This is a genomic window from Streptomyces sp. NRRL S-337, from assembly GCF_000720175.1.
GTDB classification, from domain to species: Bacteria; Actinomycetota; Actinomycetes; order Streptomycetales; family Streptomycetaceae; genus Streptomyces; species Streptomyces siderophoricus.
This window is the reverse complement of sequence record NZ_JOIX01000039.1, coordinates 29065-48661: the sequence shown is the minus strand read 5'-3', so window position 1 is coordinate 48661 and position 19597 is coordinate 29065. Positions and strand designations below refer to the sequence as shown.

Annotated in this window: 19 protein-coding genes and 1 other RNA gene; 12 read left to right on the top strand and 8 right to left on the bottom strand. The window is 73.4% G+C overall.

The window, feature by feature from the left end:
• Positions 1-7: 7 nt before the first annotated feature.
• Together IG62_RS0125085 and IG62_RS0125080 are read right to left on the bottom strand one after the other, a co-directional pair.
• Positions 8-736 carry an ABC transporter permease gene (locus tag IG62_RS0125085; RefSeq protein ID WP_030807537.1) on the bottom strand — a complete coding sequence of 243 codons (729 nt, stop codon included), beginning with the start codon at positions 734-736 and terminating at the stop codon, positions 8-10.
• Positions 736-1683, bottom strand: a complete 948-nt coding sequence (locus IG62_RS0125080; protein ID WP_234326725.1) for an ABC transporter ATP-binding protein — start codon at positions 1681-1683, stop codon at positions 736-738. The genes IG62_RS0125085 and IG62_RS0125080 overlap by 1 nt, the downstream gene beginning before the upstream one ends.
• Positions 1684-2239: 556 nt before the next feature.
• Between IG62_RS0125080 and IG62_RS0125075 the strand changes: the two genes are divergently transcribed.
• The 3 genes from IG62_RS0125075 (at position 2240) to IG62_RS0125065 (ending at position 5417) form a co-directional block, all read left to right on the top strand.
• Positions 2240-3115, top strand: coding sequence for a MaoC/PaaZ C-terminal domain-containing protein (locus IG62_RS0125075; RefSeq protein ID WP_030807531.1), 876 nt, complete (start codon positions 2240-2242; stop codon positions 3113-3115).
• A gap of 176 nt (positions 3116-3291) precedes the next feature.
• Positions 3292-4368, top strand: a complete 1077-nt coding sequence (locus tag IG62_RS0125070) for a Zn-dependent alcohol dehydrogenase (RefSeq protein WP_030807528.1) — start codon at positions 3292-3294, stop codon at positions 4366-4368.
• 104 nt (positions 4369-4472) lie between these two features.
• On the top strand, positions 4473-5417 hold the full coding sequence (locus tag IG62_RS0125065; protein ID WP_030807525.1) for a 3-oxoacyl-ACP reductase: 945 nt from the start codon (positions 4473-4475) through the stop codon (positions 5415-5417).
• 76 nt (positions 5418-5493) lie between these two features.
• On the opposite strand, the gene IG62_RS47915 is transcribed toward IG62_RS0125065, so the two are convergent.
• Both IG62_RS47915 and IG62_RS42235 read right to left on the bottom strand, forming a co-directional pair.
• On the bottom strand, positions 5494-5661 hold the full coding sequence (locus tag IG62_RS47915; RefSeq protein WP_199812521.1) for a hypothetical protein: 168 nt from the start codon (positions 5659-5661) through the stop codon (positions 5494-5496).
• Between the two features lie 161 nt (positions 5662-5822).
• Positions 5823-7169 (bottom strand): hypothetical protein, encoded by a 1347-nt coding sequence (locus IG62_RS42235; RefSeq protein ID WP_037839251.1) that lies wholly within the window; start codon positions 7167-7169, stop codon positions 5823-5825.
• 231 nt (positions 7170-7400) lie between these two features.
• On the opposite strand from IG62_RS42235, the gene IG62_RS45085 reads away from it, so the two are divergent.
• Genes IG62_RS45085 through IG62_RS0125040 form a run of 3 tightly spaced genes read left to right on the top strand, consistent with a single transcriptional unit; the run spans position 7401 to position 10267 of the window.
• Positions 7401-8279 carry a Nif3-like dinuclear metal center hexameric protein gene (locus IG62_RS45085; protein ID WP_030807518.1) on the top strand — a complete coding sequence of 293 codons (879 nt, stop codon included), beginning with the start codon at positions 7401-7403 and terminating at the stop codon, positions 8277-8279.
• Positions 8276-9019, top strand: coding sequence for a zinc ribbon domain-containing protein (locus tag IG62_RS0125045; protein ID WP_199812525.1), 744 nt, complete (start codon positions 8276-8278; stop codon positions 9017-9019). Before IG62_RS45085 ends, IG62_RS0125045 begins: the two co-directional genes overlap by 4 nt.
• 3 nt (positions 9020-9022) lie before the next feature.
• Positions 9023-10267 (top strand): bifunctional RNase H/acid phosphatase, encoded by a 1245-nt coding sequence (locus IG62_RS0125040; protein ID WP_030807511.1) that lies wholly within the window; start codon positions 9023-9025, stop codon positions 10265-10267.
• Positions 10268-10385: 118 nt separating this feature from the next.
• Here IG62_RS0125040 and eda read toward each other — a convergent pair whose 3' ends face one another.
• Both eda and yaaA read right to left on the bottom strand, forming a co-directional pair.
• Complete coding sequence (eda, locus tag IG62_RS0125035; RefSeq protein ID WP_030807508.1) at positions 10386-11042, bottom strand: bifunctional 4-hydroxy-2-oxoglutarate aldolase/2-dehydro-3-deoxy-phosphogluconate aldolase; 657 nt, start codon at positions 11040-11042, stop codon at positions 10386-10388.
• Positions 11043-11170: 128 nt separating this feature from the next.
• Entirely contained in the window at positions 11171-11968 is a 798-nt protein-coding gene (yaaA, locus tag IG62_RS0125030; RefSeq protein ID WP_030807505.1) for a peroxide stress protein YaaA, read from the bottom strand.
• Positions 11969-12239: 271 nt separating this feature from the next.
• Between yaaA and IG62_RS0125025 the strand changes: the two genes are divergently transcribed.
• The gene (locus IG62_RS0125025; protein WP_030807504.1) at positions 12240-13724 is read left to right on the top strand and encodes an RNB domain-containing ribonuclease; all 1485 of its coding nucleotides are present in this window, start codon (positions 12240-12242) and stop codon (positions 13722-13724) included.
• 50 nt (positions 13725-13774) lie between these two features.
• Here the strand turns inward: IG62_RS0125025 and IG62_RS0125020 are convergent, their stop codons facing one another.
• Positions 13775-14464 (bottom strand): hypothetical protein, encoded by a 690-nt coding sequence (locus IG62_RS0125020; RefSeq protein ID WP_234326724.1) that lies wholly within the window; start codon positions 14462-14464, stop codon positions 13775-13777.
• Positions 14461-15270, bottom strand: coding sequence for a MerR family transcriptional regulator (locus tag IG62_RS0125015; RefSeq protein WP_030807498.1), 810 nt, complete (start codon positions 15268-15270; stop codon positions 14461-14463). The genes IG62_RS0125020 and IG62_RS0125015 overlap by 4 nt, the downstream gene beginning before the upstream one ends.
• A gap of 160 nt (positions 15271-15430) precedes the next feature.
• On the opposite strand from IG62_RS0125015, the gene rnpB reads away from it, so the two are divergent.
• The 5 genes from rnpB to IG62_RS0124990 all read left to right on the top strand — a co-directional run bounded on the left by rnpB (position 15431) and on the right by IG62_RS0124990 (position 19594).
• Positions 15431-15833: RNase P RNA component class A (gene rnpB / locus IG62_RS43390), an RNA gene on the top strand.
• 622 nt (positions 15834-16455) lie between these two features.
• Positions 16456-17145, top strand: a complete 690-nt coding sequence (locus IG62_RS0125005; protein WP_030807492.1) for a DUF429 domain-containing protein — start codon at positions 16456-16458, stop codon at positions 17143-17145.
• 199 nt (positions 17146-17344) lie between these two features.
• Positions 17345-17839 (top strand): hypothetical protein, encoded by a 495-nt coding sequence (locus IG62_RS0125000; RefSeq protein ID WP_030807489.1) that lies wholly within the window; start codon positions 17345-17347, stop codon positions 17837-17839.
• Positions 17836-18564, top strand: coding sequence for a hypothetical protein (locus IG62_RS0124995; protein WP_030807486.1), 729 nt, complete (start codon positions 17836-17838; stop codon positions 18562-18564). Before IG62_RS0125000 ends, IG62_RS0124995 begins: the two co-directional genes overlap by 4 nt.
• A gap of 199 nt (positions 18565-18763) precedes the next feature.
• Positions 18764-19594 (top strand): transporter substrate-binding domain-containing protein, encoded by an 831-nt coding sequence (locus IG62_RS0124990; protein WP_037839249.1) that lies wholly within the window; start codon positions 18764-18766, stop codon positions 19592-19594.
• The last annotated feature ends 3 nt before the right edge of the window (positions 19595-19597 follow it).

Sequence of the window (19597 nt, the reverse complement as noted above, 5' to 3'; positions counted from 1 at the left end):
TCGCGGGTCACACCGTCCGTGCGGCCCGCCGGTACGCGTACACCGCGTAACCGCCGAAGACTGCCAGCCAGGCGGCCAGCACCGCCACTGCCGTGAGGCTCGGTGCGCCGCCCTCGGTGACGCTGCGGCCCAGTTCGGCGAAGCGGTTGCCGGGCGTCCAGGCCGACAGGGCGCGCAGCCAGCCGGGGAACAGCTCGGCCGGGAACCACAGTCCGCCGATGATCGAGAGCAGCAGCATGCAGCCCGTGTTCACCACCCCGGTGGACTGTGCCGAGAGGCGGTAGCCGTTGCCCAGCCCGAGCAGGGTGAACGGGGCGGTGCCGAGCCACAGCAGGCCCGCCAGCGCGGCCCACTGCCAGGCCGGCATCCGGACGCCGTTGACCAGCGCGCCCACCAGCAGCACCGCGGCGATGGCCGGCAGCACCGTCACCGACCCGGTCAGTCCGCGGCCCACCACGGCCCGCAGCGGCCCCATCGGGGTGATCCGCAGCTGCCGCAGCCAGCCCAGTTGCTTGTCCTCGGCGACGCCGGTGCCGGTGCCGATCGCCGCGCCCAGCGCGCCGTACGCGGCCATCCCGACCATCGAGGCGGTCCGCCAGCCCATGTCGGCACCGCCGGTGCCGGTGCCGATGTTGGTCATCAGGACGTACATCAGCACCGGCATGCCGATGCCGAAGATCACGAAGCCCCGGTCGCGCAGCGTACGGCGGACTTCGAGACGGAGGTAGGCGAGCATCACGCGGTCTCCTTCAGGGCGTCGTGGGTCGGGGCGTCGGGGTTCGCGACGTCGTGGTGCGGGGCGTCGGAGTCCGCGCGGTCGGGGGAGGTGAGGGCGAGGAAGGCGTCCTCCAGGCTCGCGGCGGTGACCTCCAGGCCGCGGATCAGGCCCCGTTCCGCCAGTGCCAGGACCGTGGCGTCGGAGTCCGCCGTCCGCAGCAGGGCGCGGTCGCCGCGGATCTCCACGGTGTGTACGCCGGGCAGTGCGGACAGCGGCGCGGTCGGCGCGCCCGCGAGGTCGAAGGAGACCAGCGACCCGCCGGCCCGCCGCTTGATCGCCTCGCCGCTGCCGTCGGCGACCACCCGGCCCCGGTCGATCACCACGATCCGGTCGGCGTGGTCGTCCGCCTCCTCCAGGTAGTGGGTGGAGAAGACGATGGTGTTGCCCCGCCGGGCGTACGCCCGCATCGCGCGCCAGAACGTCCGGCGGGCCTCCACGTCCAGGGCCGCGGTCGGCTCGTCGAGGACCAGCAGGTCGGGGTTGCCGGCCAGCGCCACCGCGAACCGGACGCGCTGGGCCTGGCCGCCGGAGAGCCGGTCCACCCGCCGCCCGGCGAACTCGGCCAGGCCCGCCAGCTCCAGCGCCTCGGTGACGTCCATCGGCCGCGGGTAGGTGGCGGCCACGAAGCCGACCAGCTCGCGGACGGTAACCCGGGGGATGGCCTTGCCGTCCTGCAGCATCGCCCCGACCCGGCCGGCTCGTACGGCGCTCTCCGGCTCGCCGCCGAACAGCCGCACCGTGCCCGAGGAGGGCGGCAGCAGGCCCAGCAGCATGTTCAGGGTGGTGGACTTGCCGGCGCCGTTGCGGCCGAGCAGCGCCACCGTTTCGCCGGCGGCGATCCGCAGGTCGATGCCGTCCACGGCCCGCACCGTGCCGTAACTCCGGGTGACACCGGAGAACGCCACGGCCGTCCCGCCGCCGCCCCGCCCCACCGGGCCCCCGTGCGCCGTCGTCCGTGCCCTGCCTGGTGTCGTCTCCGGTGTCGTATCCGGTGCCCTGCCCGATGTCGTACCCGGTGCCATGTCCGCCCCCTTCGGTCGTTTCCTGTCCATGACGTTACGGAGCGTGGGCGGGCCGGGGCAGGGGCGAATGTGGGTGATGACCCCTGACAAATGTCATGGGCGCGGACCGGGCAAGGACTCGTGGGCGCGGACCGCGGCAACGACTCAGGGCCCACCCCGGCCGCGACGCGTTTCTGACAAACCGTCAGAGGGCTTCCCGGTGCCGGGCGGATCGGCTATACATGAAGGCCATCGGCTAGAACGCGTTCTAGAAGTGGGGCGGCGTCCCGTGCGGCGCCGTCGCCCGGCCGCGGTCCGCGCCGGGGCGGTGTCCCGTGCGGCACCGCCGCCCCCTGCGCGGTCCGCGCCGACCAGAGACGACCCCGGCCGGGTCGACGGTGCGGACGGCCGGGCCGGGGTCTTCCGACGCACTCCACCGTGGTGAAGGAGCAACCGCCCCATGCCCATCGACGTCGCCAAGGCCACCTCCGCCGAACCGCGGAACACCGAGCTCGCCTGGGACCACAAGGACGTCCAGCTCTACCACCTCGGCATCGGCGCCGGCGCGGTCACCCCGGAGAAACCGCAGGCCGCCACCGACCCGGACGAACTGCGCTACACCCTGGAGAGCGCGCTGCACGTCCTGCCCAGCTTCGCCACCGTCGCCGGCGGGGGCATGGCGCTGGCCGGCGGACTCTCCGCCCCCGGCATCGACGTCGACCTCGCCGCCGTCCTGCACGGCGGGCAGGCCGTCACCGTGCACCGCCCCCTGCCGGTGCGCGGCCGCGCCACCCAGACCTCGACCGTCCCCGCCGTGTACGACAAGGGCAAGGCCGCCGTCATCGTGCTGCGCTCCGAAATCACCGACGCCGACGGCCCGTTGTGGACCTGCGACACCGAGATCTTCGTCCGCGGTGAGGGCGGCTTCGGTGGCGACCGAGGCCCCTCCGCCCGCCTCGAACTCCCCGACCGTGCCCCCGACCTGACCACCGAACGGCAGATCCGCGCCGACCAGGCGCTGCTCTACCGCCTTTCCGGAGACTGGAACCCGCTGCACGCCGACCCCGAGTTCGCCAAGCTCGCCGGCTTCGACCGGCCGATCCTGCACGGGCTGTGCACCTACGGGGTCACGCTCAAGGCGGTCGTGGACACCCTGCTGGACGGCGATGTCTCCCGGGTCCGGTCGTACCGCACGCGCTTCGCCGGGGTGGTCTTCCCGGGCGAGACGCTCCGCATCCGGCTCTGGCGCGAACCCGGCCGGATCCAGGTGTCGGTGACGGCACCGGAGCGGGACGAGGCGGCGGTGCTGGCGGACACCGTCGTCGAGCACGGCTAGTCGCCGCTCACTGTCGCCGGCCGTCGCCAGCCGTCGCTCGCCGTCGCTCCGATGTCGCTTTGTCGGGGCGGTAGCCGCTGAATTCCGGTTGGTGGCCGCCGAGTTCCGGTGGTAACTGCCGAGTCGCCACCGCCGAGTTGTTGCCTCCAGTTGTCGTCTCCGAGGGGAGCCGTGAGATGCGCGCAGCCGTACAGCACGAGACCGGGCAGGACAAGCTGGAGGTCCTCGACGACGTCGAGGCGGTGGGGTTCGGGCCCGGCAAGGTCAGGATCCGCATCCGGGCGACCGGACTGTGCCACTCCGACCTCTCGGCGATGAACGGGGTGCTGCCGCAGCCCGTGCCCTTCGTCCCCGGCCACGAGGGCGCCGGGGAGGTCGTCGACGTCGGCGACGGCGTCACCGGCCTGGCGGCGGGCGACCGGGTGCTGATGTGCTGGCTGCCCGCCTGCGGCAGCTGTCCGTCCTGCAAACGCGGCCAGACCCACCTCTGTCTGGCCGGGTTCATGAACGCCGGTACGCCCAACTTCCGGCGGCCCGGCGGGGACGTCTTCGGCTTCGCCGGCACCGGCACCTTCGCCGAGGAGGTCGTGGTCGCCGCCAACTGCGCGGTCCCCATCCCGGACGACGTCCCGTACGAGATCGCCGCGTTGATCGGCTGCGGCGTCACCACCGGGCTCGGCGCGGCGCTCAACACGGCGCAGGTGGCGGCCGGCTCCTCGGTCGCGGTCATCGGTTGCGGCGGGGTCGGCATCTCCGTCATCCAGGGCGCGCGGGTCTGCGGCGCGGCCCGGATCGTCGCCGTCGACCCGGTGCCCGCACGGCGCGAGGCGGCACTGCGCTTCGGCGCCACCGAGGCCGTCGCCCCGGAGGAACTCGACGGCGCCAAGGCCGAGTTCACCGGGGGCGAGGGCTTCGACTACGTCTTCGAGGTGGTCGGCAGGTCCGCCACCGCCCGCACCGCGTACGAGACGACCCGGCGCGGCGGCACCCTGTGCGTGGTCGGCGCCGGCGCCATGGACGACCCCTTCCGGGTCAACATGTTCGAGCTGTTCTTCGACGAGAAGCGGATCCTGCCCTCCCTCTACGGCGGCGGGGACGTGCTGCGCTCCTACGAGCGGGCCATCGCCCTGTGGCGGGCCGGCCGGATCGACCTCGAAGGGCTGATCACGCACCGCGTCCGGCTCCCGGAGATCAACGACGCCCTCGACCAGATGCGCTCCGGTACGGCACTGCGCACCTGCATAGAGATCTGACCACCAAGAGGTCCGACCGCCAAGAGACCTGACCGCCAAGAGATCCGACCGGCCGGTGACGGGAGCCCGATCCGGCCGGCAGACCGAGAGGACGGGAACGCCAGATGGCACAGCCACTTGAGGGCCTGACCGCGATCGTCACCGGGGCCGGCCGCGGACTGGGCCGCGCCGAGGCCCTCGAACTCGCCCGGCTCGGCGCGCGGGTCGTGGTCAACGACTACGGGCAGTCCGGGCGCGATGGTTCGGGCGCCGCCTCCGCGGGCCCCGCCGAGGACGTCGCCGCGGAGATCCGTGCGGCGGGCGGCCAGGCGGTGGCCCATGTCGGTGACGTCGCCGACCACCAACAGGCGGGCGGACTCGTCCAGTTGGCGATCGATACCTACGGCCGGCTCGACATCCTGGTCAACAACGCGGGCATCCTCCGGGACCGGATGGTGTTCTCGATGACCGAGGACGAATGGGACACGGTCATTCGGGTGCACCTCAAGGGTCACTTCAACACCACCCGCTTCGCCGCGGCCCACTGGCGCGAGCGGTCCAAGGCAGCCGGCGGCTTGGTGCACGGCCGGATCATCAACACCTCCTCGGAGGCGTTCCTCGCCGGCTCGGCCGGCCAGCCCAACTACGCCGCCGCCAAGGGGGGCATCGTCGGCCTGACCACCTCCACGGCGCTGGCCCTGGCCAAATACGGCGTGACGGCCAACGCGATCTGCCCGCGCGCCCGCACCCGGATGACCGAGGACGTCTTCGCCGGCTTCGGAGAACCGGCCGACGGCCGGCTCGACCCGCTGGCCCCCGAGCACGTCGCCCCGCTCGTCGGCTATCTGGCCGCCCCGGCCGCGGCCCGGGTCAACGGTCAGCTGCTCGTCGTCCACGGCGGCATGGTCGCGATCGCCGAACGTCCCCGGATCGCCGCCAAGTTCGACACCGCGAAGGAACTCTTCACCTTCGAGGAGCTGGACGAGCTGCTGACGCCCTACTACGCACAGCGCCCGCCGCACGAGACGTTCGCGGCGGGCGAGGTGCTGGCTCTCAAACACGGCTCCTGAAGCACGGCTTCCGGGGCGCGGTTCCTGAGACGCGATTTCTGAGACGCGGGCCCCGGATCCTGTGGGGCCGGCGGGCCTATGCGTCCTGCGGCTGCTTGTCCCGGCGGTGCCGGCCGTGCGGGGTGGAGCCGGACTCCTCCGTGGCGGCCGGGCCACGGTGCTTGCCGGAGCTTGCAGCCGCGGCGGCCTGGGCGGATGCCTCCTGGGGGCGCGCCTGGGTCGTGTCGGTTCGGGCTTCGGACATGGGAAGAGTCACTCCGTCGGATCGCTTGCTGCTGTACGCGTCGGGACCCCGCCCGACCGCCGCGGGGCCGTACCCCGAGCGGCGTGATCGGTGGCCGGTCAACCGGCTGCGTAGCCCCCACCCGAAAGTTTAACGGGGCGGGAAATCACGCTCCACCGGGCCTAGCGGGACCCCAGAGGCGCCTGTTGCAGGGGAACTGGCCTGCGCATATGGGGATGTGCGGGGGAGTGCCGCGGTTCCGTGACGGCGGCCTTCGGTTGTGCAGATGCTGTGGAGTGGTTGGTGGCATCCCCTGCATCCGGGACAATCCCCCCGCCGCGTACGGCCTCCCCGGCTGCCACCGTCCGTACGGCCCCCACCGGTCCCGCCGACCCCACCAGCCTCCCCGAACCCGTCGGCCCCACCAGCCCCGCTCGCTCCACCGATCCTGCCAGTCCCACCGAGCCCACCGGCATCCTGGCCTCCACCGGCCCCACCGGTCCCCTCGGTCCCACCGGCTCCAGCGGTATGGCCATCCTCGCCAGCCCGCACGGCTCCGCGTCCGTCGCGCACGGCAGCAGCAGTTCGCCGTCGGCCGTCCACAGTCCGGCCCCCGCCAGCCACCCGTCCGGTACGGGCAGTTGCCGCAGCCGCCGGTCCCAGGGACGCCAGATCCCCAGCCGGGTGCCGTGCGCCGCGTCCACCCGGAACGCCACTGCACAGCTCTCCGGCGCCAGCATCTGCCCCGGCTGCACGGCGAACGGCGTCACCGCGGCATCGGCCGGCCGCAGGCACTCCGGGAACCGCACCGGCAGACTGCTGCCCAGCACGCCCCAGCCCAGCCGGTCGTGGCCCGGCGCGTCCGAGCGGACCAGCAGCAGCCCGCTGTCCGGATCGGCCAGCAGCAGCCGGTCGTTGCTCTCCTCGGTGATCTGCAGCAGCAGCCCGGTCTCGCCGCCCCGCGCCAGATCGACCAGCACGGTCTTCGTCCGGCCGTTCAGCTCCCGGTCCAGGGCCAGCAGCCGCCCGCCACGGTCCAGCCACGCGCCGCCCGTACAGCGCCCGGGAATCTCCACGATCCGCTCGGGCCCGCCGGCGTCGCCGGGCACCCGCCACAGCGCGGTGTGCCCGCCCGCCGGTGCCAGGGCGTACGCGTCGGTGCCGCCCGGTGTCGGCGGGAGCAGGGTCAGTTCCGCCGCTTCCACGGTGCCCAGCAGGAGTTCACCGGTCCCGGGGCCGGTCGGGTAGAGGAGAGAGAGGGCGAAGCGGTCGGCGACCCGGCGCAGGATCAGCACCCGGCCGTCCGCGAGCGGCAGCAGTTCGCTGTCCGGCTCCTCGGGCTGGCTGCCGGGCAGCGGCACCGCGTACGGCTCCGGGCCGCTCAGCGTCCAGCGCTCCGGGAACCAGCTCCGGTCGGCGTCGTCGTGCCGGGCGAGCCGGGCGGCGTACGAGCCGTCGGCGGCGATCGTCAGGGCCGCGCGGTGCGGGCCGTCGAGTGCCGTGGCGTCCTCAGTGGCGCAGATCGTCATGAAGTGGTCACCTCCAGTCGGCAGACCGACGCTAGTTTTCGCACTTCCGGCCGATCACCGCGAGTTGCGGCACTTCACGCATAAGGGTGGCGGATGTCCGGTTCGCCGGTACCGGATGGGGTGGTTGTGCTTCCTGCTTCCACGGCGGGCCGCCCCGGGCGGGGTTCACCGGTGCGCCCGCGCGCGGGCGGCGGCGGTGCGGGTTCCCGCCCGGGAGGTAACCTTCCACCCGTGCCCGTACTGTCTGAAGTCCTCACCGCGCTCGACGCCCTCTGGCCCCCCGAGCGGGCCGAAGGGTGGGACGCCGTCGGCACGGTCTGCGGAGATCCGGACGCCGAGGTCCGCCGCGTGCTGTTCGCCGTCGATCCCGTCCAGGAGATCGCCGACGAGGCGGTACGGCTCGGCGCCGACCTGCTCGTCACCCATCACCCGCTCTACCTGCGCGGGACGACGACGGTCGCGGCCTCGACGTTCAAGGGCAAGGTCGTGCACACGCTCATCAAGCACGACATCGCCCTGCACGTCGCGCACACCAACGCCGACACCGCCGACCCCGGCGTCTCCGACGCCCTGGCCGGCGCCCTGGACCTCCGCGTCCTCGGCCCCCTGGTGCCGGACCCGAGCGACCCGGCGGGCCGACGCGGCCTGGGCCGGATCTGCGAGCTGACGCACCCGATGCCCCTGGTCGAATTCGCCGCGTACGCGGCCGCGCACCTGCCGGCCACCGCGCAGGGCATCCGGGCGGCCGGCGACCCGGACCGCGAGATCCGCACCGTCGCGGTCTCCGGCGGCTCCGGCGACAGCCTCTTCGACGACGTCCGGGCGGCCGGTGTGGATGCCTTCCTCACCGCCGACCTGCGCCACCACCCGGCGTCCGAGGCCACCCAGACCACCGGACGGACCAGCCCGCCGGCGCTGCTCGACGCGGCCCACTGGGCCACCGAATGGCCGTGGTGCGAGCAGGCCGCGGCCCAGCTCGACGCGGTCTCCGACCGGCACGACTGGGGACTGCGCACGCACGTCTCCCGTACGGTCACCGACCCCTGGACCGCCCACGCGGCGTCCACCCCGATCTTCACCCCGACGCACACCACAGGAGCCCCCCGCTGAACGCCGCGCCCGCCGATCAGATCCGCCTTCTCGACGTCCAGGACCTCGACGTCCGGCTCTCCCAGCTCGCGCACCGGCGCAAGAACCTCCCCGAGCTGGCCGAGCTGCAGACCCTGGAGGCCGACCTCACCCAGCAGCGCGACCTGCTCGTCGCCGCGCAGACCGAGGAGAGCGACACCAGCCGCGAGCAGACCAAGGCCGAGCAGGACGTGGACCAGGTGCGCCAGCGCGCCGCCCGCGACCAGAAGCGGCTGGACTCCGGCGCCGTCACCTCCCCCAAGGACCTGGAGAACCTCCAGCACGAGATCGCCTCGCTCGCCAAGCGCCAGGGCGACCTGGAGGACGTCGTCCTGGAGGTCATGGAGCGCCGCGAGGCCGCCCAGGAGCGGGTCGCCGAGCTGACCTCCCGGGTCGAGGCCATCCAGGCCAAGGTCGACGACGCCGTCGCCCGCCGCAACGCCGCCAGCAGCGAGATCGACGCCGAGGTCGCCTCGATCACCAAGGAGCGCGAGCTGACCGTCGCCGACATCCCGGACGACCTGCTCAAGCTCTACGACCGCATCCGCACCAAGGAGGGCGGCGTCGGCGCGGCCCGCCTCTACCAGCGCCGCTGCGAGGGCTGCCGCCTGGAGCTGAACATCACCGAGCTGAACGACGTCCGGGCGGCCGCCGCCGACGCCGTCCTGCGCTGCGAGAACTGCGGCCGGATCCTGGTCCGCACGCCGGACTCGGGCCTGTAGGCCGTGCCGCGCACGCTGATCGTCGAGGCGGACGGCGGGTCCCGGGGCAACCCGGGGCCGGCCGGCTACGGCGCGGTCGTCCTCGACCCGGAAACGGGCGAGGCGCTCGCCGAGGCCGCCGAGTTCATCGGCACCGCGACCAACAACGTCGCCGAGTACAAGGGCCTGGTGGCCGGGCTGCGGGCCGCGCACGCGCTGGACCCGGAGGCCCGCATCCAGGTCCGGATGGACTCCAAGCTGGTCGTCGAGCAGATGTCCGGGCGCTGGCAGATCAAGCACCCGGGCATGAAGCCGCTGGCCGCCGAGGCCAGGTCGGTCTTCCCGGCCGACCGGGTCACCTACGAGTGGATCCCGCGCGCCAAGAACAAGCACGCCGACCGGCTCGCCAACGAGGCGATGGACGCCGGGAAGATCGGCAAGCAGTGGGAGCCGCGGGACTCCCGGGCCGCGCTGGCCACCGCCGCCGCACCCGCCCGCAGCGCCGCCGCCCGGGCCGCCGACGAGGCCGCGGAACGCGCGGAGACCGAAGCGGAGCGCGCAGCGGCCGGAGCGGAGCGAGCAGAGTCAGCCGCGGCCCCCGAGGCGGTGGCCGCCCCGCCGGTCGGCTGGGGCGCCCCGGACCTCGGCGTCCCCGCCACGTTCGTGCTGCTGCGGCACGGCGAGACGGCACTGACCCCCGAGAAGCGGTTCTCCGGCAGCGGCGGCACCGACCCCGAACTCTCCGCCGCCGGCCACCACCAGGCCCAGGCCACTGCGGCCGCGCTGGCCGCCCGCGGCACGATCCAGGCCGTGGTCAGCTCACCGCTGCGGCGCTGCCGGGAGACCGCCCAGGCGGTCGCCGACCGGCTCGGCCTGGACGTACGGGTCGAAGACGGCCTGCGCGAGACCGACTTCGGCGCCTGGGAGGGGCTGACCTTCGCCGAGGTGCGCGAGCGCTACCCCGAGGACCTCGACGCCTGGCTGCACTCCTCGAAGGCGGCGCCCACCGGGGGCGGCGAATCCTTCGCGTCGGTCGCCCGCCGGATCGCGGTCACCCGCGACAAGCTGCTGGCCCGGTACGCCGGCCGGACGGTCCTGCTGGTCACCCACGTCACGCCGATCAAGACCCTGGTCCGGCTGGCGCTGGGCGCCCCGCCGGAGTCGCTGTTCCGGATGGAACTCTCCGCCGCCTCGCTGTCCGCGGTCGCGTACTACTCCGACGGCAACGCCTCACTGCGGCTGCTCAACGACACGTCGCACCTGCGCTGAGCGGTGCGCCGGGCGCTGCGGCGTGCGGTGCGCTGCGCGGCTGACGCTGCGGTGTGCGGTGATCGGAGTTCGCTGTGGAACCTGGCTGACGGGCCTCGGGGCGGCGTGGCCCTGAGGGTCAGTCGCGGAGGGCCGCCGCCTCATGGGCCAGCCGCTCGATCCGCGCCCAGTCCTTGGCGGTCAGTGCGTCGGCCGGCAGCATCCACGTCCCGCCCACACAGCCGACGTTGGGCAGTGCGAGGTACCCGGGCGCGGACGCCAGGGTGATCCCGCCGGTCGGGCAGAAACGGGCCTGTGGCAGCGGGGCCGCCAGCGCCTTCAGATAGGCCGTCCCGCCGGCCGCCGCCGCCGGGAAGAACTTCAGCTCGGTGACGCCCTCGTCCAGCAGGGTCACCACCTCCGAGGCCGTCGAGACGCCCGGCAGGAAGGGCAGGCCGGAGTCCCGCAGCGCGCCCAGCAGCCGCGGCGACCAGCCGGGGCTGACCAGGAAACGGGCGCCGGCCGCACGGGCCGCGGCGACCTGCTCGGGGTTGAGCAGGGTGCCCGCGCCGACCACCGCGTCCGGGACCTCGTCGGCGATCGCCCGAATGGCGTCCAGCGCGGCGGGCGTCCGCAGGGTCACCTCGATCGCCGACAGCCCGCCGGCAACCAGCGCCCGGGCGAGCGGGACCGCGTCAGCGGCGTCCTCCAGCACGACGACCGGGATGACGGGGGCGAGCCCGAGGACCGACGGGTGCGAGGGGCCGGAGTCGGACGCGGGGGAGGCGACGGGCATGGGGGACGAGCCGGACGCGGGGGAGGAGGCGGCGCTGGTCACGCCGCCCATACTGCGCCCACTGGGCACCCTGCGCAACGACCGTTGCGCAGGGTGCAATCAACCCCTCAACTGTCGCGGTACCGGTTTCAGAGCTCCGTCACGATCACATCGAGCGCCCACGGCTTGCCGCCCTTCGCCGGGGCCTCGGCCTCCACCGCGTACCCCAGCTCGCGCAGGGCCTCCACCAGCTCCGCCGGGCCCTGCGGCGTCAGGCCCGCCGACAGCAGGTCGCGGACCAGCCGGCCCTTGGTCGCCTTGTTGAAGTGGCTGACCACCGTGCGCTTCTCCACGCCGTTCACGGTCTTCGACTGGAGCACCCGCACCGACGCGGTCCGCCCGGCCACCTCGCCCTTGGGCTTCCACGCCGTCGCGTACGCCGCCGACCGCAGGTCGAGCACCAGGCCCGTACCGGCCGCCGCCGGCAGCACCTCCGCCATCGGCGCCCGCCAGTACGCGCCCAGCGCGCCGAGCCCCGGCAGCTTCACGCCCATCGAGCAGCGGTACGACGGAATCCGGTCGGTGATGCGGACGGCGCCCCACAGCCCGGAGAACACCAGCAGCGACCGCTCGGCGAGCTCCCGGGCCGGGGCGTCCAGGGACGCGAGGCCCAGCGCGTCGTAGAGCACACCGGTGTAGATCTCGCCGGCCGGCCGCGCCCCGGCCGTCCGCAGCTCCGCGTTCTTGGCGATCTCGCCCTTGAGGCCGTCGCTGAGCCCGAGCACCTCCTGGGCCTTGGTCTCGTCCGCCGCGCACAGTTCGGTGAGCTCGCCGAGCACCGTCTCACGTGCGGTGGTCAGCCCGGGCAGCGACAGCGCGCCGGTGTCCAGCGGCGCCCCGGCCGCTCCCGGGGCCTTGCCTTCGGACGGCGGCAACAGCACGAGCACGGTGTTCTCCTTCACGGCGGTACGGGCGGGGGTGCGGCCCCCGGAAAGCGTATGGCCTGCGGCACCCGCCCCGAGAACCGCGGCCAGGCCCGCGAACCGCGGCCAAGGCCCGAGAGCCGTGGCCAAGGCCCGCTAACCGTGGCCGGCCCCGAGCTGCGCCCGCCGGGCGGACCTCCCACCCCTATCGCCCGCACGCCACCGGCGCCAGGTGCGCTCCCCGCCCCGATCGCCCCGCGCGCCACCTCCGCCATCCGGTCATACGCTCGGTTTCATGCCCCGTCGCCATATGCATGTGACCGACGCAGCCGAGGCCCCGCTGCGCGCCGCGCTGCGGGAGCTGCGGATCGACCTGGAGGTCCCGGACCACTTCCCGCCGACGGCCCAGGCCGAGGCGGACAGCGCGGCCCGGGCCCCGCGGATCCCGGCCGCCGACGGCGCGGTGGCGACCGAGCACGCCCTGGACGACGCCACCGACCTGCCCCTCTTCACCATCGACCCGCCCGGTGCCCGCGACCTCGACCAGGCGATGTTCCTCTCCCGCCGCCCCGACGGCAGCTTCCGCATCCACTACGCCATCGCCGACGTCGCCTCCTTCGTGACGCCGGGCGGTGCGCTGGACGCCGAAGCCCACCACCGCGTGACCACGCTGTACTTCCCCGACGAGCGCATCCCGCTCTACCCGTACGCGCTGAGCGAGGGCGCCGCCAGCCTGCTGCCCGACCAGGACCGCCCGGCCGTCCTCTGGCAGCTCGACCTCGACCCCGAGGGCGTCCTGGTCGCCACCTCCGTCCGCCGGGCCCTGGTCCGCTCCCGCGCCCGCCTCGATTACGCGGGCGTCCAGCGGGCCATCGACGAGGGGACGGCCGAGGAGCCGCTCGACCTGCTCCGGGAGATCGGCCTGCTGCGCGAGGAGCTGGAGGTCGCCCGTGGCGCGATCTCGCTGCACGTTCCCGAGCAGGAGATCGTCGAGCGGAACGGCCGCTACCGCCTGGAGTACCGCGCGCCCCTGCCGGCGTACGGCTGGAACGCGCAGATCTCCCTGCTCACCGGAATGGCCGCGGCCGAACTGATGCTGGCGGCCGGCACCGGCATCCTGCGGACCCTGCCTACCGCCCCGGACGGCTCGGTCGCCCGGCTCCGGCTGACCGCCCGGGCGCTCGGCGTCGACTGGCCGCACCACACCTCGTACTCCGCGCTGATCCGCGGTCTCGATCCGCACTGCGCCCGGCACGCCGCGTTCCTCCAGGAGTGCACGGCACTGCTGCGCGGCGCCGGTTACACCGCCTTCGACGGAACCCCGCCCAGTGCCTCCGAAGCGCTGCACGCCGCGGTCGCCGCCCCGTACGCGCACGCCACCGCACCGCTGCGCCGGCTCGTCGACCGCTACACCTCCGAGCTGTGCCTGGCCGCGTTCGCCGGCCACGAGCCGGCGGACTGGGTGCGCAGTGCGCTGCCCGCGCTGCCGCACGAGATGGAGACCGGCTCCCAGCGCGCCAACCAGGTCGAGCGGGCCTGCATCGACCTCGTCGAGGCCGCGCTGCTGCGCGACCGGGTCGGCGAGACCTTCGAGGCCCTGGTCGTCGACATCCAGGAGCAGGACCCCACCCGGGGCACCGTCCACCTCTACGAACCGGCCGTCATCGGCCCCGTCGAGGCCGCCCCGGAGGGCCCCGCGCTGCCCCTCGGCCAGCGCATCCAGGTCCGCCTCGCGGAGGCCGACCCGGGCCTCGAACCGGTCCGCTTCACGCCGGTCTGACGCCTTTCCCGGCCCAGGACCCGCACCCTGTACGACCCTCCACGCGGCTTCTACGCGGCCCCCGCGACCGGCGGCCGCCCATCCACCGCAGGGGTCCGCCCATCCGCCGCCGCCCTCGCCGCCCGTACGGCCGCCACCGCGCCCCGTGCCTCGTCGGCGTGGAACCGCACCGTCCGCACCTCGTCCCGACGCCCCGACAGCCGTACCCCGACGACCGGAACGGTCAACTCGACGGTCACCGACGTCTGCCCACCCACGCCCAGCGCCCACACCCCACCGCTGCCCGTCGCCTTTCTGTCCTCCCCGTCCTTCCCGTCCCTGGGGAAGCGGAGGTCGTACCGGACGGAGGCGATCCGCTCCAGCGGAATGCGGATTTCCCGCCGGGCGCCGTCCCGGAGCAGCAGATGGTCCGCGCCGAGCACATGCGGACGGGTGACCGCGGCCGCCTGGAAGCCCACCAGCATCAGCACGGTATAGACGTCCACGACCAGCATCACCGCCCGCGCCACCGGAACGTCGGCGAGCATCGCATGCACCCCGGCCGTCTCCACCACGCACACGAACGTCAGCCCGTAGACCAGCGCCGACTGTGCCGCCGCGTACGGCAGGGCCCGCTCGCCCGCTGCCACCCCGAACCGCCGCCGCGCCACCCACCACACCAGACTCGCCAGCCACCGCCCCTCATGCGCCAGCAACCGCCGCACCGTCCCGTTCTTCCGGCCTGCCTCGCCCCAGATCACCGGGCACGCTCCGCGACCAGCCGGATCGCCCGGCGCATGGCCTCGGCCTGCGCGGGCGGGAAGTGCGCGTAGTACGCCGCCATGAAGCCGCCGTCCGTCTCCCGGCCCGCATCGGCCGCACGCGCCCATTGCTCCGCGTCGACCTCGGCGACCATGGTGTCCGGAATGCAGTCGGCGACCGCCTGTGCGACCCGTTCCACCTGCGGATCGTCCGGCGCGACCGTCGCCAGCGCGTCCAGCAGCCCATACACCTCGTACGCCCGCTCCATCGCCCCCGGCGCCGCGGTGAAGTCCCCGAGCAGGCCGGCGACCCGCTCGCCCGCCCCGTCGCCCGCCGACTCCAGCAGCGCCAGCACCTCCCGTTCCTTCGCCGCCACCGCGGGCTCGGGACCGGGCAGCGTCGCCGAGGTACGGGCCATCTCCCGGAACATCGCGGCCAGTTCGTCCGACACCGGACCCTCCGCCGGCAGCCCGCCGTGCTCCTCCGCCTGCTGCCGCAGCGCGGCCAGCCGGGCCCGCCGCGTCCGGATCTCCTCCTCCTGGCGCGCCAGGTCGGCGTCCAGTTCGGCCAGTACCTCGTGCAGCTCGCGCCCGGAGTCGTCGGCGAGGACGTCCCGGACCTCCTCCAGTCCGAGGCCCAGCTCCGTCAGCCGGCGCAGCCGGGCGAGCGCGACGGCGTCGCGCAGCCCGTACTCCCGGTAGCCGTTGGCCCGGCGTTCCGGCTCGGGCAGCAGTCCGAGGTGGTGGTAATGCCGGACGGCACGCGTACTGACGCCGACGAGACCTGCGAGCTCACCGATTCTCATGCCGCCAGTAGAAACGTTGCCGCTGCGACAAGGTCAAGCGAGGACCGGGCGCATCCTCGGCGGGCCGGGCGCCTCCTCAGAGGAAAGTGCGCCTTCTCACGGGAACGGTGCCGGGACGCGGGGCCGGTTCCGCGCCGGGTAGCATGGTCGCCACGGCGGACGAGCCGGCCGGACGGCCGCGTGGGGATCGGCAACGATCCTCCCGAGGAACGTCCGGGCTCCACAGGGCAGGGTGGTGGGTAACACCCACCCGGGGTGACCCGCGGGACAGTGCCACAGAAAGCAAACCGCCGGAGGCTTCGGCCTCCGGTAAGGGTGAAACGGTGGTGTAAGAGACCACCAGCCTCCGAGGTGACTCGGAGGGCTAGGTAAACCCCACCCGGAGCAAGGTCAAGAGGGGGCATCGACGATGCCCCTGCGCGGACGACCGAGGGCTGCCCGCCCGAGTCCGCGGGTAGACCGCACGAGGCTGTCGGCAACGGCAGCCCTAGATGGATGGCCGTCTCCCCCCGGCCCGCAAGGACCGGGGGCGACAGAACCCGGCGTACAGGCCGACTCGTCCGCCATCACGGCTCTGACCTGGGGGAATGCCCTGGTCGGGGCCGTTTTGCGTCCCCGGCTGGCTTCCCATCCTGACCTGCGGTTTCCCGGGAGTTCCCGTCAGGGTGTGCATGGGTTGTGCACTGGGGTGTGGCCGCGTGCCGGCGCCGTCAGAGTGCTCAGGCACTCACAGGTGATTTCCGGGGCAACTACGTGGGCGAGACCGGGGTGGAACAACGCGCTCGGCGCGATGCCGCCCGACGAGGGCGAGCCCGTCTGCTGTGCGCGACGGAAACCGCGACGCAGAACTGAGCAGGCGTAGCCGCGGGTTCGTACTTTCGGCGGAGACGTGGGAACGAGGGGACGCTGAAACGACGTGATGCGTCGAGCGCAGATACTGCCGGGCGGCATGTGCATTCAGATGAGGGATACGTCGATTGGCGTTCTTTTGCCGCGCCATGCGCTTCCAGCCTCACCGGCTGCGTACGAGCACGTGGCACAAGGTCGTGTACCTCCTGCTCATAGAGGTGCAACCCTGGGCGCGGGGGGCCGGGTTCCACCGGACCGTCGTCCTCGCTCATTTCGTCCGCCTCTACGGCGAGTACGGGTATTCCCCAACGGTCCCGTTCCAGGACACTGGCTGACATGGTGACAGTCCTCGGTGTCGACGCCTGTCCGGGAGGTTGGCTGGCGGTCGAGCTCCGTGACGGCCGCTTCGCGGAGGCGCGGGTTGGTGCGACGTTGCGGTCCCTCCTGCCCGTCGCTGCGGCCGGCGGGGTCGCGGTCGTGGCTGTGGACATGCCGCTGGGGCTGCTCGACACCGGGTGGCGGCGGGCGGACAGCGAGGCGGCGGCCCTGCTCGGGCCGCTCAGGGGGAGCGTCTTCCGGGTGCCGCCGCGCGCGGTGTGGCAGGAGGAGACGTACGACGATGCGCGGGGCCGGTGCCGTGAACTGACCGGGGCCGGGCTGAGCCGCCAGAGCTGGGGGCTCGCGGCCAAACTCCGTGAGGCGAACGCCTGCTTGGCGGAACCCGGGGGCGAGCGGCTCTTCGAGGTGCACCCGGAGGTGTCGTTCCGGGCCCTGGCGGGCGGAACGTCGCTGCTTGCCCGTAAGAAGAGCTGGGCGGGGCAGATGGCGCGGCGCTCGCTCCTCGCCACGGCCGGCATCGCCCTCCCGGACGACCTGGGGGCCGCGGGGCGCACCCCGCCGGACGACGTACTGGACGCGGCCGCGGCCGCATGGACGGCCCACCGGATCGCCCACGGCCGTGCGCACTCCCTCCCGGACCCGCCCGAGCACGATGCCGACGGGCGCCCGATTGCCATCTGGTACTGATGCTGTCCCGACCGGGCAGCCGTCCGGCTCCTGTGTCTGCCCGTGTGCAGGCGCGTCGATCCGTCCCGTAGGTCGTGTCCCCAGAGGGTGAAAACCCCTCATCCGTATGGGTGTGGACCAGCTCTCACATGGGTAACACCCCTTTCCCGTAAGGGGTGTTGCGGCGGGGGGTCGTGACTTCTGAGTGGGGGAGAGCCGGATGTCCGACCTGGCCACGGTATCGGCCGAGATCGCGCCTTATCTGACCATGGCGGCGAACAGCCTCGGTACGTCCGTGATCAGCGCTGCGCAGCAGCGGATCGCCGAGCGCACGGTGACGGCCGGCGAGGGGTTCTTCCGTCGGCTGCTGCGCCGCGGAGGCGGGGTGGACGGGGCCGACGGGGGGCCGGTCGGCGGGGACGGGCGGGTGGTTCTGGACCAGGAGCGGGCGGATGCGCTCGACCGGCAGCTGGCGGCCCTCGATGACGACGAGCGGCGGTTGCTGGCCGAGGCGGTGGCCGTCTGGCTGGCGGAGCCCGCCGACCGGCGGGACGGGCCGCACCTCCTGCGGCAGATCGACCGGCTCGCCGCGCCCGCGGGCGGTCGCACCGTCCACCACCACGTCACCGCGACCGGCCAGGGCTCGATCGCGGCCGGCGAGATCCACGGCGACATCCACATGGGAGGCAGCGCGGACACCCGGAACGGTTCATGAGCCGCCCGGCGGACCGTGGCGACGTCCACCACAGCGCGACCTCGCACGGCGATCACTCCATCGCGGCCCACGACATCAGGAACATCTTCATCAAGTGGGTGATGCACCCCAGCGCCCGCTGGCTGCCACTGCTGCTGGCCTGCGCCGCCGTGGTGATCGCCGGCACCGACTGGCCGGACGGACCGGCCCGCCAGTACACCCTCTGGGGCCTGCTCACCGGCCTGTCGGTGCTCACCGCCGCGGCCCGCGTCCTCGACCGCAGCCCGCGCGACGCCCGGCTGGCCGGTGTGCTGTCCCTGGCCTCCGTACTGGCCACGGTCGGTGGCTGGCTGGCCTTCCAGGGCGTCCGGACGCACGGCGAGATCGATGTGACCGGGCAGGTCCGTGCGGTGGGCAGCCAGCCGCTGGACGACGCCGCGCACCGCACGCTCACCCTCCGGCTCGACGCCCGTGCGCTGGCGGAGCCGCGGAACGCGCTGCGGCTGACGCTGGCCATCACCGACCACGACCCGGCCGGCCCGACCTGCCTGCCGGACACCCGCGCCACGCTCTCGCTGCTCACCGCGGGCGCCGCGGACCGGACCGCGGACCTCCGGCCCGGCGGCACCGCCGACTTCGCCCTCGGGGCACGGACCACCACGGTGACGATCGCCGTCCGGCTGCACACCGGCCGCGGCTGCCGGATGGACGTACGGACGGTGAGTGCGGTGTTGCATGACCGGTGACGTGCCGTCAGTACCGCCCTGCGTCAGGGAGTGACGCAGGGCCCGTAAGAAGCAGCGAACGTCGGAACGGGGGAGACCGATGGGAATCACACGAAGCACGAGCACCACACGGTGCACGAGCACCACACGAAGCACGAGCACCACACGAGCCGCGAGCGGCACGCGAGCCGCCGGCACGACGCGAGCCGCGAGCGCAGTAGTGCTCGCGTTCGCCGCGCTCGCGGCGACCGCCTGTGGAACCTCGGAGGCGCCCTCGCTCTTCGCGGGTGGCAAGGTGTCGGTCGGGGCCAAGAACGACCAGCCCGGTACGGGCGTCGTCCACACCTACAAGTTCTCCGGCTTCGACATCACCGTCGCCCAGCAGATCCTCAAGGCGGTCGGCGCCGAGCCGGACTTCGGGATCGTGCCGTCGGAGGACCGCAGTGCGGTGCTCACCGAGAAGAAGAAGGACCTGGTCGTGGCGACGTTCTCGATCACCGTGGACCGGATGAAGACGCTGGACTTCGCGGGCCCGTACGCGTCCACGTACCAGGGCATCATGGTCCGCAAGAACGACAAGCGGATCCGCAAGCCCGAGGACCTCTTCGGCAAGCGCGTCTGCACCTGGCCCGGGACGACGTCCGCCACCACGCTGGAGGGGCCGGAGTACGCCCGGGTCGCGGTCTACGAGCGGCCGGACGCGTCGAGTTGCCTCACCGACCTCAAGGTCAAGAAGGTGGCCGACGCGGTCTCGACCGACCAGATGATCCTGTACGGCTTCACGCAGGAGAACCCGGACCTCAAGGTCGTCCCGGACATCACCTACGGAGCCGTCAACCACTACGGCATCGCGATGGCCAAGGGGCACCGCGAGGACTGTCTGCGGCTGCGCGACGCGCTGCGGGACTACGTCAACAGCAACAACTGGAGCCACGACTTCTCGACGTCGCTGTGGGCCGTCACGAAGGCGGATCCGACCTGGGAGACCGACTACAAGCCGCGCGCCGAGACCATCGACGCCCTGTCCTGCCGGGACAGCCCGCGGACCTGATCA